Origin of the sequence: Micromonospora sp. MP36, from assembly GCF_008119785.1 — a bacterium.
Taxonomy (GTDB): Bacteria; Actinomycetota; Actinomycetes; order Mycobacteriales; family Micromonosporaceae; genus Micromonospora.
Genome location: NZ_VSFA01000001.1, coordinates 412,204 through 425,753 on the forward strand (window position 1 = coordinate 412,204; position 13,550 = coordinate 425,753).

General features: G+C 75.9%; 10 protein-coding genes and 2 pseudogenes. 8 read left to right on the forward strand and 4 right to left on the reverse strand.

Annotated elements, in window-relative coordinates:
* Positions 1-294 precede the first annotated feature (294 nt).
* Entirely contained in the window at positions 295-939 is a 645-nt protein-coding gene (locus FXF52_RS01925; RefSeq protein WP_148793383.1) for a ferritin-like fold-containing protein, read from the forward strand.
* A 46-nt stretch (positions 940-985) separates the two neighbouring features.
* Here FXF52_RS01925 and FXF52_RS01930 read toward each other — a convergent pair whose 3' ends face one another.
* Both FXF52_RS01930 and FXF52_RS01935 read right to left on the reverse strand, forming a co-directional pair.
* Positions 986-1,213, reverse strand: coding sequence for a DUF3107 domain-containing protein (locus FXF52_RS01930; RefSeq protein WP_073834372.1), 228 nt, complete (start codon positions 1,211-1,213; stop codon positions 986-988).
* 65 nt (positions 1,214-1,278) lie between these two features.
* Positions 1,279-1,917, reverse strand: a complete 639-nt coding sequence (locus FXF52_RS01935; protein WP_148793385.1) for a TetR/AcrR family transcriptional regulator — start codon at positions 1,915-1,917, stop codon at positions 1,279-1,281.
* A 974-nt stretch (positions 1,918-2,891) separates the two neighbouring features.
* Here FXF52_RS01935 and FXF52_RS01940 point away from each other — a divergent pair.
* The 6 genes and pseudogenes from FXF52_RS01940 to FXF52_RS01965 all read left to right on the forward strand — a co-directional run.
* Positions 2,892-5,033: a hypothetical protein gene (locus FXF52_RS01940; protein ID WP_255471711.1), complete on the forward strand. Its 2,142-nt coding sequence runs from the start codon at positions 2,892-2,894 to the stop codon at positions 5,031-5,033.
* A 46-nt stretch (positions 5,034-5,079) separates the two neighbouring features.
* Positions 5,080-6,045: pseudogene (locus FXF52_RS01945) on the forward strand (alpha/beta fold hydrolase); the annotation flags it as partial.
* Between the two features lie 212 nt (positions 6,046-6,257).
* A complete protein-coding gene (locus FXF52_RS01950) occupies positions 6,258-7,136 on the forward strand; it encodes a DUF3152 domain-containing protein (RefSeq protein WP_148793388.1) in 879 nt (292 codons plus the stop codon).
* Positions 7,137-7,222: 86 nt separating this feature from the next.
* Complete coding sequence (locus FXF52_RS01955) at positions 7,223-8,101, forward strand: DUF3152 domain-containing protein (protein ID WP_148793390.1); 879 nt, start codon at positions 7,223-7,225, stop codon at positions 8,099-8,101.
* A 107-nt stretch (positions 8,102-8,208) separates the two neighbouring features.
* Positions 8,209-9,390, forward strand: a complete 1,182-nt coding sequence (moeZ, locus tag FXF52_RS01960) for an adenylyltransferase/sulfurtransferase MoeZ (protein ID WP_148793391.1) — start codon at positions 8,209-8,211, stop codon at positions 9,388-9,390.
* 117 nt (positions 9,391-9,507) lie between these two features.
* Positions 9,508-10,377, forward strand: a pseudogene (locus FXF52_RS01965) (hypothetical protein); the annotation flags it as partial.
* Positions 10,378-10,757: 380 nt separating this feature from the next.
* On the opposite strand, the gene FXF52_RS01970 reads toward FXF52_RS01965, so the two are convergent.
* Together FXF52_RS01970 and proB are read right to left on the reverse strand one after the other, a co-directional pair.
* Positions 10,758-11,999: a glutamate-5-semialdehyde dehydrogenase gene (locus tag FXF52_RS01970; RefSeq protein WP_148793395.1), complete on the reverse strand. Its 1,242-nt coding sequence runs from the start codon at positions 11,997-11,999 to the stop codon at positions 10,758-10,760.
* A 43-nt stretch (positions 12,000-12,042) separates the two neighbouring features.
* Positions 12,043-13,200 carry a glutamate 5-kinase gene (proB, locus tag FXF52_RS01975; protein WP_148793397.1) on the reverse strand — a complete coding sequence of 386 codons (1,158 nt, stop codon included), beginning with the start codon at positions 13,198-13,200 and terminating at the stop codon, positions 12,043-12,045.
* 13 nt (positions 13,201-13,213) lie between these two features.
* On the opposite strand from proB, the gene FXF52_RS01980 reads away from it, so the two are divergent.
* A complete protein-coding gene (locus FXF52_RS01980) occupies positions 13,214-13,525 on the forward strand; it encodes an MGMT family protein (protein WP_148793399.1) in 312 nt (103 codons plus the stop codon).
* The last annotated feature ends 25 nt before the right edge of the window (positions 13,526-13,550 follow it).

Sequence of the window (13,550 nt, forward strand, 5' to 3'; positions counted from 1 at the left end):
GGGGTGCCCTCTCGTGGTGCGCCCCTCATGTCCTCAGGGCGCGGTTGGTATGGCGCGGGCCACACGGTCGGGGGCGGTACGCCGAGCCGGACCGGGCCGCACGCGCGCCGGGGACCGGTGTTGATCAGCTCAGCTGAACGAATCGGTGCCCACGGCAACTGTGTCATCCTACCTGAACGGCTCCTGGGCCGTTCTGATTCCGCTGCTGGGTGGTCGTCCGGGGCGGCTCGGTGTGACCTGGGCCACACATTGACGGGGCGACCCGTGTTGGCGGCCGGACGGTAGCCTGCGCTCGTGTCCGCCCCCGATCCCGCCCTGGTCGACCTGCTCGGCCTCGTGGCGTACGGCGAACTGCTCGCCTTCGACCGGCTCGCCGCCGACGCCCGCCTCGCCCCCGACCTGCCCCGGCGGGCCGCGCTCAGCGAGATGGCCGCCGCCGAGATCGCGCACTACCGGTGGATCGCCGACCGGATCACCGCGCTGGGCGTACGGCCCGACGAGGCGATGGCCCCGTACGTGGAGGCGTTGCAGGCGTACCACGACTCGACCGAGCCGAAGGACTGGCTGGAGGCGGTGACCAAGGCGTACGTCGGGGACGGCATCTCCGACGACTTCCTGCGGGAGATCGCGCACGGGCTCGACGGGCCGGACCGGCAACTCGTCCTCGACGTGCTGCACGACTCGCGGTACGCCGAGTTCGCCGCCGCCGAGATCCGGGCGGCCATCGAGGCCGACCCCCGGGTGGCCAACCGGCTCTCCATGTGGGCGCGGCGGCTGGTCGGGGAGGCGCTCTCCCAGGCCGGCCGGGTCGCCGCCGCGGACCGGGGCGCGCTCACCGTGTTGATCGCTCGCCGAGAGGCGGTGGACGTGCCGGCGCTGTTCCGCCAGCTGACCGACGCGCACACCGCGCGGATGACCGCCGCGGGGCTGAACAACTGAGGTCCGGAGCCGCCGTGGCGCCCGCCGCGGCGGCTCCGGCGGGCAATCAGCGGACGGTGAACCCGACCGCGCGGGGTGCGGCCTCGGCGATCTCGACGTAGGCGACCTTGCCGACCGGCACGATGACCCGCCGGCCCTTCTCGTCGGTCAGGGAGAGCGTGCCCTCCCCCTTGGCGATCGCGTCGGTCACGATCTGCTCGACCTCGGCCGGCGACTGCCCGCTCTCCAGGACCAGCTCACGCGGCGCGTACTGCACGCCGATCTTGACCTCCACGGTGCCTCCTCAACTGGGGCGAATGAGCCGCCGTGAGAAGGCTATCCGATCTGGCGTACCGATGTTCAGGCTGACTCACCTTGCAGCGGGAAGCTGGCGATGCCCCGCCAGGAGAGGGCGGCGACCAGGGCCTCGGCCTCCGCCTTGGGCACCTGCCGGCCGCCGGCCAGCCAGAACTGGGCGGCCGTCTCGGCGGCGCCGACCAGGCCGGAGGCGAGCAGCTCGGCGTGCGCCCGGCTCACGCCGGTGTCCGAGATGATGGTGTCGGTGATCGCGGCGATGCAGCCCTGCTCGACCCGCTCCACCCGCTGCCGGACGGCCGGGTCGTTGCGCAGGTCCGACTCGAAGACCAGCCGGAACGCCTCGCTCTCGTGGTCGACGAAGTCGAAGTACGCGCGCACCGACGCGCCGACCCGCTCCTTGTTGTCGTTGGTGCCCCGCATCGCGTCGCGCACCTTCGCCACGATGGCGTCGCAGTGCGTGTCCAACAGCGCGAGGTAGAGCTCCATCTTGCCCGGGAAGTGCTGGTAGAGCACGGGCTTGGAGACTCCCGCCCGCTCGGCGATGTCGTCCATCGCGGCAGCGTGGTAGCCCTGCGCGACGAACACCTCCTGGGCGGCGGCGAGCAGCTGCTTGCGGCGCGCGGAGCGGGGCAGGCGGGTGGGCCGGCCGGCGGTCTGTGCACCGTTCCCCACAGCGGTCATGGGAACCTCCGAGTTTCATCGTACGAGCCGGCACTTATCACCCGAACCGGTCGGGGCTGGTGAACCCGTCGCGGAATTGGCCCGCCGCTGTAACTTATCGCCACTGTCGCCACACGGTAGCCTCAGCGGGGGCGACCAAGGAGCGCGCGGTGAGTGAATCAGGGCAACCCGGAGCCGCCACCCCGGGAGAGCACGGCGACGGGACGGGTCAGCGGGATGACCTGGCCCGGGCCGGCAACGGGTGGGCGCCCCCGGCGACCGGCTGGGCCCGGAGCGGGGAGCCGCCCCTCGCCTGGCCCCGCGCCGATCTCGCCGGTTGGGCCGCCTCGTCGCCCCGCCACGGTGACCTCCCGGCCCCGCTGCCCGGGCTGCCCGCCGAGGAGCCGTCGGGCCGGGTCAACGGCCGCCAGGTCAACGGCGTGCACCACGCCGGGGAGGAGTCGCCCGTGACGCGCCAGGCGCCGGTGAGTGCCCCGCCCGTCGACGAGCCCCGCCGGGAGACCGACGGCGACCGCCTGGTCGTGCCGGTCCAGCGGCCCGCCCCCGCAGTGGAGCAGCCGTCCGCCGAGGCGGAGCCGCCGCCGGCGCGGTACTCGTCCGACGAGGCGCTGCCCGGCCGCGCGTCGCGCCGGGCGGAGGGCGGGAGGCCCACCTCCGCGCCGCCGGCCCTCCAGGTGCCGCCGGTCGGTGCCGCCGCCTCGGGCTTCGAGGTGCCGCCCGGCTTCCACGCCCCGACCACCGAGCGGGCGGCCGCCGAGCCGCCCCCGTCGCTCTCCCGGGGCTGGGCCGACCAGGTGCCGCCCGAGCCGACCGAGTCCCGGGGCTGGGCCGACCAGGCGCCGGGCGAACCGCCGGCCGAGTCACCGTCGACGTCCCGAGGCTGGGCCGAGCGGGGTCCGGCCGAGTCGCCGGCGGAACCGCCGTCGCTGTCCCGCGGCTGGGCGCCGGCTGAGCCGCCGGCCGAGCCGCCGTCGCTGTCCCGCGGCTGGGCCGAGCATCCCTCGTCGGCGCCGCCCGCCGCCGGCCCGGTCGAGGAGCCGCGCGCCACGTCGGCCGACGACCGGGGTGCCGGGCCGGCGGACGAGCGCCGGCCGTCGCCGGCCGAGGAGCCGGAGTGGTCCGAGCCAGGCTGGGGCGGCGGCTGGGCGCCGCCGTGGTCCCGCGAGGCGGAACCGGCCGGCCGCCGGGCCCGGGAGGAAGAGCCGACGGGCCGCCGTGCCCGCGAGGAGGAGCCGACGGGCCGCCGCGCCCGCGAGGAGGAGCCGGCCGGTCGCCGGGCCCGGGAGGACGAGCCGGTCGGCCGCCGCGCCCGCGAGGAGCGCGCCGCCGAGTGGGCACCCGAGCCGGCCCGCGCCGAGCAGTCCGCGCCGTACGAGCCGCCGCGCGGAGAGCCGACCCGCGCGTACGAGCCGGTCCGCGCCGACCAGCAGTCCGGGTACGGGCCGCCGCGCCCCGAGTCGGCCCAGCCGCACGAGGCGCCCCGGACCGACGAGGATTCCCGCCCGGCGTACGAGCCGGTGCGCGAACGACCCTCCTGGGCCGGGCCGCCGGTGCCGGTGACCCCGTTCAGCGCGCCGCCGCACGCCGCCCCGACCAGTGCGCCGCCGCACGCCGCCCCGACGAGCGCCCCGCCGGTCCCGCGCGAGGCTCCGGCCAGCGCCCCGCCCGCCGGATACGCCCCGGCCTCAGGCACCCGGTCGGCCGAGGAGCGGGAGGGCGCGCCGTACCGGCCACGCGCCGGCGAGACGCCAGGCCCCGCCGCGACCGCCAGCGGTGCGTCCCGCTTCGACCGCACCCACGCGCCCGCCCCGACGAGCGCGCCCCCCTACGCGGCCCGCCGGTCCGCCCCCGAGCCGGTGTCGACGGCCGAGCCGGTCGCCGACCCGCTGCCGGCGGAGGCTGCGGCGGTGCTGCCGCAGCGCGTCCCCGCCGAGCCGGACGTGCCCGTCGTGCCGGAGCCGCCAGCCGTGGAACCGTCCGCCGAAACCCCCGAACTCGCCCGCATCGCCACTCACCTGCGCCGTGACGACGAGCCCGCGCCGCTGCGCGAGCGGCCCGAGGGCTTCGACGTCAATGCCATCCTCGACGCCGTCCGGGAGGTGGCCGGCGTCCGGGACGCCGCGCTGCGCCGTACCCCGGCCGGGGCGCACAGCCTCCGGCTCGACCTCGCCGACGGCGCCGACCCAGCCGAGGTGAGCCGGGTGGTGGCCCGCCTGCTCCAGGAGCGGATGGGGCTGGCCGCCGCCCCGCAGAACCTGCCCGGTGCCCCCGCCGCCGCGCCGCCTCCGATCCGCCGACGGTCGAGTCAGGCGCGTGGGGAGCGTGCCGCCGGTGACCCGCGCACGGCGGAGGACCGCCCGGGCGCGGCCCGACCGTCCCCGAGCCCGGAGGACCGGGCCGGCGCGGCGCGGCCCGTGCCGAACCGGTCGGCGGAGACCCCGGAGAGCCGGTTCGGTGCGCCCGAGGCGCGGACCGGCCGGCTCGCGGAGGCGCCGGCCCCGGGGGCGGAGCCGGCTGCCGAGCCGCCCCGCCGGCGCCGGCAGGGCGCGACCCACCGGGGCCGGGCCGCGGTGGAGGAGTCGTCCCTCGCCGCCGCCCCGACCGGGGCGGCCACCGGCAGCCCGGTCACGCTCGGCGCGTCGTACTCCGGCGGGCACATGACCACGACGGAGACCGCGCCGTCGCGACCGCTGGAGACCGGCGGCGCGCCGGGGCCCCGGGTGGTGATCGACCACGTCCTGGTGAGCACCTTCGGCCTCGACGCCACCGTGGAGGTACGCCTGATCGCCGGGGACCGGACGGCGGAGGGGCACGCCACCGGGCCGGCCGTCGACGGGTACGTGCTGCGGCTCTGCGCGGTGGCCGCCGCGGCGGCGGTGGACGAGTTGCTCGGCCGCGCGGCCCTGACCGCGGAGCGGGGGCGCTGCTTCGTCGAGCACGCGGCGGTGGTGCCGTTCGGCAACTGCGAGGTGGCGACCGTGGTGGTGCTGCTGGTCTGCGACGGCTGGGTGGAGCAGTTGGCCGGTTCGGCGCTGGTGGCCGGGGATCCCCGGCAGGCGGTGGTCCGGGCGACGCTGGCCGCGGTGAATCGCCGGCTGGAGGCCCTGCTCGCCTAAGCCGAAGGCCGGTGTCGGACGGCCGGGGCGCGGGAACACTGGAACCATGAAACGTGCCGCCCTCTGGCCGGACCAGCTCCTGCCGGTGCACCACGTCCCACCGCCCTGGCCCGGCCGGGCGGTACGCCTCGACGGCACCGTGACGTACGTCCGGGACACCCCGGCCACCGGCCCCGACGCCGAGCCGGCGCTCTACGTGCACGGCCTGGGCGGCTCGTCGCAGAACTGGACGGACCTGGCCGGCCTGCTCGCCGACCGGCTCGACGGGCAGGCGATCGACCTGCCCGGCTTCGGCCGCAGCGAGCCCGGCCGGCGGTACACGGTGCCGGCCTTCGCCGAGCGGGTGGTCCGCTGGATCGAGCACAGCGACCGGGGCCCGGTGCACCTGTTCGGCAACTCGCTCGGCGGCGCCATCTCGGTACGGGTGGCGGCCCTGCGTTCGGACCTGGTCCGGACGCTGACCCTGATCTCCCCGGCGCTGCCGTTCCTGGACTTCCGTCGCTCGTTGCAGGGGCGGATGCTGCCGTTGCTGGCGATCCCCCGGGGGGAGCGGCTGGCCGCCTGGCGGCTGGCCCAGCTCGCCCCCGAGGTGATGGCCCAGGAGGTGATGGAGGCGTGCATCGCCGACCTGACCCGGATCAGCGAGCAGCGCCGGCAGGAGGCGATCGAGGAGATCCGGATCCGCTACGAGGCGGCCCACTACGCCGCCGCGTACGTCCGCACCTTCCGTGGCCTGGTCTCCAGCTTCCTGCGGTCGTATCTGCCGGGCGCCGGTTCGCTGTGGCGGCTGGCGGCGGCGGTGCGCGCCCCCACCCTGGTGATCGGGGGACTCCAGGACCGGCTGGTGGACGTCCGGGTGACGCCGCGGGCCGCCCGGGTGATTCCGGACAGCCGCCTGCTGATGCTCGACGGGGTCGGGCACGTGGCCCAGTTGGAGGTGCCCCGAACGGTGGCGCGCGCCGTCCTGGCGCTGCTCGCCGAGGCGAGCGCCGCGCCGGCCGAGCCGCGCGGCACGGCCGAGTCGCGGGGCGGGGCAGTGCCCGCCGAGTCGCGGGGCAGCGCAGTGCCCGCCGAGCCGCAGGGCGGGGCAGTGCCCGCCGAGCCGCGGGGCAGCGCAGTGCCCGCCGAGGCTCTGGCCGGCGCGGTGCCCGTCGAGATCCGGGACGACCTGCTCGCCGGAACGGAGGACAGCGCGCTCCGCCGCGACATGGCAGGCTGAGCCGGATGCCTCCCTCTTCCCGCCCGGGCCGCTCCACCGCGCCGGTTGCCGCCGGTCGCCCGGCCGGCCGCTGGCGGTCCGCGATCGTGGTGCTCGCGTTCCTGACCGCCGCCGGGATAGCCGTCGCCGCCGTGGTGCAACGGCCGTCGGCCGGTGCCGCCGAGGTGCTGGTCAGCGACGACTCGGTGGCCCAGCCGCCGGCGCCGAGCGCCCCACCGACGCCGTCCGCCCCGGTGAGCCCGTCGTCGACGCCGAGCCCGACCAGCCCGGCGCCGGTGCTGACCCTGCCCGGTCCGGTGCCGGCGCACGGGCGGGGCAGCTTCGCGTACGACGACCGGCCGGGCGAGGTGCTGGGCCGGGCGGGGGTGCTGCGGCGCTTCCGGGTGGCGGTGGAGGACGGCTCCGACGAGGACGTGTCCGCCTTCGGCGACGCCGTGCAGCGCGCCCTGGCCGGGCCCGGGAGCTGGGTGGACAGTGGCCGGCTCCGGTTGCAGCGGGTCGCCCCCGGCGCGCGGTACGACTTCACCGTCTACCTGGCGACCCGGGACACCGCGGGGCGGTTGTGTCTGGCCGGGGGGATCGACATCCGGGTGGGCGGACGGCCGTACACGTCCTGCCGGGTGCCCGGCAAGGTGGTCATCAACCTGGACCGCTGGCGTACCTCGGCGCCGCACCTGGTGGCGGCCAAGGTGCCGCTGGACACCTACCGGCTCTACGTGATCAACCACGAGGTCGGCCACCAGTTGGGGCATCATCACGAGGGGTGCCCGCGGGCCGGGAAGCCGGCGCCGGTGATGCAGCAGCAGACCCTCTTCCTCGATGGCTGCCGGCCGAACCCGTGGCCGTACCTCGACGGCAGGCGCTACACCGGCCCGGCGGTCTGATGCGCCCTTTTGGCAATGATGAGAACCATTCGCGTAACCTTGGGCAAACGCGGCTGATCGCCCGAATTGCATGACACGCTGGTGTCATGACCTCCTCGTCCCCTTCCGACCCGGACGCCGAGACCGGTCATCCATGGTCCGGCGGTCCGGCCCGGCTCGACTTCGACCGCCCGCCGGCCCAGCCCGGGACCACCTTCCCGGTCCAGCCCGGAGGGCGCCTGCCGCGGTGGCGACGCCGCCGTACGGTCCTGCTCCTGGCCGCCCTGCTGGTGGCGGGCGGCGGCGCGGCCGGCCTGCCGGTCCTGGTCCACCGGTCCGCCGGCCGGCCCCCGGTGGCCACCTCGAACCAGCGGCCGGCGAACGGCGGTCCCCGGGTGGCCGCGAGCGGCTACCCGACCGCCGGGCCCGGCAGCTTCGCCGCCGCCGACGGCCGCTCTCCGGTACGGGGGCACGAGGGGCCGCTGCGCCGCTACCGGGTCGAGGTGGAGCAGGGCACCGGACAGGACGCGGACGAGTTCGCCGCCACGGTGGACGCGGTGCTCGGCGACCCGCGGAGCTGGATCGCCTCGGGGGAGCTGCGGGTGCAGCGGGTGGCCGAGGCGGCCGCCGCCGACTTCACCATCTACCTGGCCACCCCGGCCACCTCGGAGCGGATGTGCGCCGACGGCGGCCTGAGCACCCAGCGGTATACCTCGTGTCGGCTGCCCGGCCGGGTCGTCATCAACCTGGCCCGCTGGATGGACGCGGTCCCGGACTACGGCGCGCCGCTGGAGGTCTACCGGACGTACGTGATCAACCATGAGGTCGGGCACGAGTTTGGGGAGCTGCACCAGGCCTGCCCCGGGCCGGGCGAGCCGGCCCCGGTGATGCAGCAGCAGACGTACGGGCTGGACGGCTGCGTCGCCAACGCCTGGCCGTACGTGGACGGGATCCGCTACGAGGGGGAGCTGACCGACGGGGTCTGAGTTATTCCCGCTCCCGCATGTCGGGCTACGTGGCGCTCATCATGGCCGATCCCTACCACGACGAGTGACAATTACCCGGTCCCACCGCCGATCCCGGGGAGTCCACCGTGTCGCTGCCCCCGCTCGTCGAGCCCGCCGCCGAGCTGACCGTAGACGAGATCCGTCGCTACTCGCGCCACCTGATCATCCCGGACGTCGGGGTCGAGGGACAGAAGCGACTGAAGAACGCCCGGGTGCTCTGCGTCGGCGCCGGCGGTCTCGGCTCGCCGGCCCTGCTCTACCTTGCCGCCGCCGGCGTCGGCACCCTCGGCATCATCGACTTCGACACCGTCGACGAGTCCAACCTCCAGCGGCAGGTCATCCACGGCGTCTCCGACGTCGGCCGGTCGAAGGCCGAGTCCGCGGCCGCCTCGATCCGTGAGATCAACCCGCTGGTCACCGTGGAGATCCACAACACCGCGCTGGACCGGGACAACGTCAAGGAGATCTTCTCCCAGTACGACCTGATCGTCGACGGCACCGACAACTTCGCCACGCGCTACATGGTCAACGACGCGGCGGTGCTGCTCGGCAAGCCGTACGTCTGGGGTTCGATCTACCGGTTCGACGGCCAGGCGTCGGTGTTCTGGGCCGAGCACGGCCCCTGCTACCGCTGCCTCTACCCGGAGCCGCCGCCGCCCGGCATGGTCCCGTCCTGCGCCGAGGGCGGCGTGCTGGGCGTGCTCTGCGCGTCCATCGGGTCGATCCAGGTCAACGAGGCGATCAAGCTGCTCACCGGCATCGGCGAGCCGCTGGTCGGCCGGCTGATGGTCTACGACGCCCTGGAGATGAGCTACCGCAAGATCAAGGTCCGCAAGGACCCGGACTGCGTGCTCTGCGGCGAGAACCCCACGGTCACCGACCTGCTGGAGGACTACGAGGACTTCTGCGGCGCGGTCTCCGTCGAGGCGCAGGAGGCGGTGGTCGACTCGACCATCACCGCCCTGGAGCTGAAGGAGTGGCAGGACGCCGGCAAGGACGTCTTCCTGATCGACGTCCGGGAGCCCGCCGAGTACGAGATCGTCCGGATCCCCGGCGCGACCCTCATCCCCAAGGGCGAGATCATTTCCGGCGAGGCGCTCGCCAAGCTCCCGCAGGACAAGCAGATCGTGCTGCACTGCAAGTCCGGCGTCCGCTCCGCCGAGGCGCTCGCCGCGCTCAAGGCGGCGGGCTTCAAGGACGCGGTGCACGTCCAGGGTGGCGTGCTCTCCTGGATCAAGCAGATCGATCCGTCGCTGCCCGCGTACTGAGTCGGCGAGGGCCGGCGTCTTGAGGCTCGCCGAGCGGGGTCTCCTGACACCAGCCCTACGGGCCCTTCCGGGATGCCGGGAGGGCCCCCGCGTACCCGCCGGTGAGCCGGGCCATCCTTGGCCGAGATACCGAGGCGGGAGGACGTTCCCGCAGGTAGCGTCTCCGTCGTGGTCGATCTGGACGCCGCCATCGGCTTCGTCGTGGCGCATGGGGACGCGGTGGACCGCGCCCGCCTCTCCCGGCTGCGCACCGGTGCCCCGGTGCCGGCCGAGCTGCTCGACGCGGCCGAGGTCGGGCAGGCACCCGGCGGCGGCTGGCCGGCCGTGCTCGACGGCGAGGTCGCCTCGGTCGACGCGACCTGCTTCCGGCTGGCCGAGCTGGACGACCTCGGGGGGCTCAGCCGTCCGGCAGCCCGGCACGCCCTGGACTGGCTGGCCGCCCGGCAGCTGCGCGACGGCGGCTGGGACGAGGACCCGTCGCTGGCCGGGTTCGCCCCCGAGTGGGCGACCCCGGGCGACCCGGAGGCGCAGCTCTTCCTGACCGCCAACGCCGGGTTCTGGCTGACCGTCGCCGGGCTGGACGCCCGCGCCGCCGGCCCGCTCGACCACCGGGTCGGCGGGGCGTACGCTGGGGTGGTGCAGGCGGCGGCCCAGGCGCTGGCCGCGCAGCTCGCCCCCGACGGGAGTTGGCCGTCGTTCCTGCCCGCCGGCTGGCTGGCCGCGGCCGTGCTGCACCGCCAGCAGATGTACTACGAGTCGGCGCGGATCCAGGCGGTGCTGGCTGAGCGGATCCCGCAGATGTCCCCGGCCGACGTGGCCTGGCTGGCCGCCACGCTGCGCCGGGTCGAGGTGGGCGAGGAGCAGTGGCTGCTGGTGGCGGCGCGCCAGCGGCTCGCCGAGACCCAGCGCAGCGACGGCGGCTGGGACAGCGACGACGGCCACCAGTTCGACGTGCACACCACGTTGCGCGCGATCCGGGCCTGCCGTCCGAGCGCTCCCGAGGCCCCGGTGTCCGGCGCCCCGTTCGTGCCGCCGCAGCCGGCCGCGCTGCCGGATCCGCCCGCGATGCCGGCGCCGCGCCCGGCACCCCCGGCGGGCGCTGTGCCGCCGCCGGCTCCCCGGCCGGCCCCCGTGCCAGCGCCAGATCCCCGGCCGGCCGCGTCGCCCGCCGTGCCGCCGCCGCACCTCGCTGCGCCGCCCGTCGCGGCGGGACCGGCGGGGTCGCCGGTCCCGCCGGTGCAGGCCGGGCCGCCGGTCGCGCCGGTGCCGCCGCCGCTGGTGCCGCTGCCTCCGCCGGAGCCCGCCGCGCCGCCCGAGCCGGCCGCGCCCACCGCCTGAGCGGGCGCGACCGGCCGGCGCGCAGGCCGTCAGCGCAGGTGGCCGTCGCCGGTGACCACGTACTTGGTGCTGGTCAGCTCGGGCAGCCCCATCGGACCCCGGGCGTGCAGCTTCTGCGTGGAGATGCCGATCTCGGCGCCGAAGCCGAACTCGCCGCCGTCGGTGAACCGGGTCGAGGCGTTCACCATCACCGCCGCCGCGTCCACCCGAGCCACGAACTCCCGCGCCGCCGACTGCGAGTCGGTGACGATCGCCTCGGTGTGGCCGGTGCCGTACCGCCGGATGTGTGCCACCGCCGCGTCGAGCGAGTCGACGACGGCGACGGAGATGTCGGCGGAGAGGTATTCGGTGGCGAAGTCCTCCTCGGTGGCCGGGACCACCGCGGCGGAGTGAGCGGCCACCCGGGCGTCGCCGTGCACGGTCACCCCGGCCTGCGCGAAGGCGTCGAGCATCGCCGGCAGGAACGCGTCCGCGACGTCCGCGTGGACCAGCAGCGACTCGGCGGTGTTGCAGGTGGAGAGGCGCTGGGTCTTGGCGTTCAGGGTGACCGCCACGGCCTTGGCGACGTCGGCGGCGGCGTCCACGTAGACGTGGCAGTTGCCCACCCCGGTCTCGATCACCGGCACGGTCGACTCCTCGACCACGGTCCGGATCAACGAGGCCCCGCCGCGCGGGATCAGCACGTCGACCAGCCCTCGCGCGCGCATCAGCTCCTTGACCGAGTCCCGCGAGGTGGCGTCGAGCAGCTGCACCGCGTCCGCCGGCAGGGCGGCTCCGGCGACCGCGTCCCGGAGCACGGCGACCAGCGCGGCGTTAGACCGGGCCGCCGAGGAGGAGCCGCGCAGCAGCGCCGCGTTGCCCGACTTCAGGCAGATCCCGGCCGCGTCCACGGTCACGTTCGGCCGGGCCTCGTAGATGATGCCGACCACCCCGAACGGCACCCGGACCTGCCGCAGCTCCAGCCCGTTCGGCAGGGTCGAGCCGCGGACCACCTCGCCGACCGGGTCGGGCAGCGCGGCCATCTGGCGCAGCGCGTCGGCGATGCCGACCACCCGGCCCGCGTCGAGCGCCAGCCGATCCAGCACCGCCGCGGTCAGCCCGGCCTCGCGCCCGGCCGCCAGGTCCGTCGCGTTCGCGGCTAGGATCTCCGGGGTACGCGCCACCAGCGCGTCGGCCATCGCGTGAAGCGCGGCGTCCTTCACGGTACGGGTGGCGACCGCGAGGGCCTCCGCCGCGTCCCGGGCCCGCCGGGCCTGCTCGACGACGCTCATCCTGCACTCCTCGGGGTTCTGTGGGACGCCATGCGTCCCGGATTCACAGCAGCACCAGGTCGTCGCGGTGGACGACCTCCCGTTCGTACGCCGGGCCCAGGGCCGCGGCGAGTTCCGAGGTGGAGCGCCCGAGCAGCCCGGGCAGTTCCACCGCGTCGTAGTTGACCAGCCCCCGGGCCACCGGCGCGCCCGCGGTGTCCACCAGATCGACCGGGTCGCCGGCGGTGAACGCGCCGTCCACGGCGGTGATCCCGGCCGGCAGCAGCGACTTGCGCCGGCCCACCACCGCCTGCACCGCGCCCGGGTCGAGGTGCAGCCGCCCCCGGGGTGCGGTGGCGTGCGCCAGCCAGAACAGCCGGGCGGCCGGCCGGCGGCTGCTCGGGTGGAAGAACGTGCCGACCGGCTCGCCGGCCAGCGCTGAAGCGGCCAGCGGGGCGGCGGTGAGCACCACCGGGATGCCGAAGCCGGTGGCGATCCGGGCCGCCTCGACCTTGGTCACCATGCCCCCGGTGCCCACCCCGGCCCGGCCGGCGCCGCCGATGTCCACGCCCGCCAGGTCGCCCTCGCCGTGGACCTCGGCGATCCGGGTGCTGCCCGGGCGGGCCGGGTTTCCGGTCCAGAGCGCGTCCACGTCCGACAGCAGCACCAGCAGGTCGGCGTCGACCAGGGCGGCGACCAGCGCGGCCAGCCGGTCGTTGTCGCCGAACCGGATCTCCTCGGTGGCCACCGTGTCGTTCTCGTTGACGATCGGCACCGCCCGCAGGTCGAGCAGCTTGCGCAGGGTCCGGTACGCGTTGCGGTAGTGCGCCCGCCGGGTCACGTCGTCGACGGTCAGCAGCACCTGCCCGACGGTGCGGCCGTGTCGGGCGAAGCTGGCCGCGTACCGGCCGATGAGCAGGCCCTGCCCGACGCTGGCCGCGGCCTGCTGGGTGGCCAGGTCGCGCGGGCGCCGGGCCAGGCCGAGCGGGGCGAGGCCGGCGGCGATCGCGCCGGAGGAGACCAGCACCACCTCGCGGCCGGCGCCGGCCAGCGCGCCGAGGGTGTCGACCAGGGCGTCGACCCGGGTGTCGTCCAGGCCGCCCGCCGCCGTGGTCAGCGAGGACGAGCCGATCTTGACGACGATCCGGCGGGCCGCGGTTACTGCTTCACGCACCCGACCATTCTGCGCGTCCGGGTCGGCGAGGCCCCGTCGCGTTCCCATATCGTGGCAGCTCGTGACACCTGACGAGTACGTCGAGGCGGTGCTCGACCTGGTCGAGCGGATCCCGCCGGGCCGGGTGATGTCGTACGGGGCGGTGGCCGACGCGCTCGCCGAGCGCTCGGGGCGGGCCTCGGCCCGGCTGGTCGGCTCGATCATGGCCCGGCACGGGGGCGGAGTGCCCTGGCACCGGGTGGTGAACTCGGCCGGGCGGCTGCCACCCGGGCACGAGGTGGAGGCGCGGGCGCGGCTGCGCGCCGAGGGCTGTCCGCTGCGCGGGGCGGGGGTGGACATGGCGGCATCATGGTCGCCCGACGAGACGATGTGATCCCGGCCATAACGTGAGTAGCATT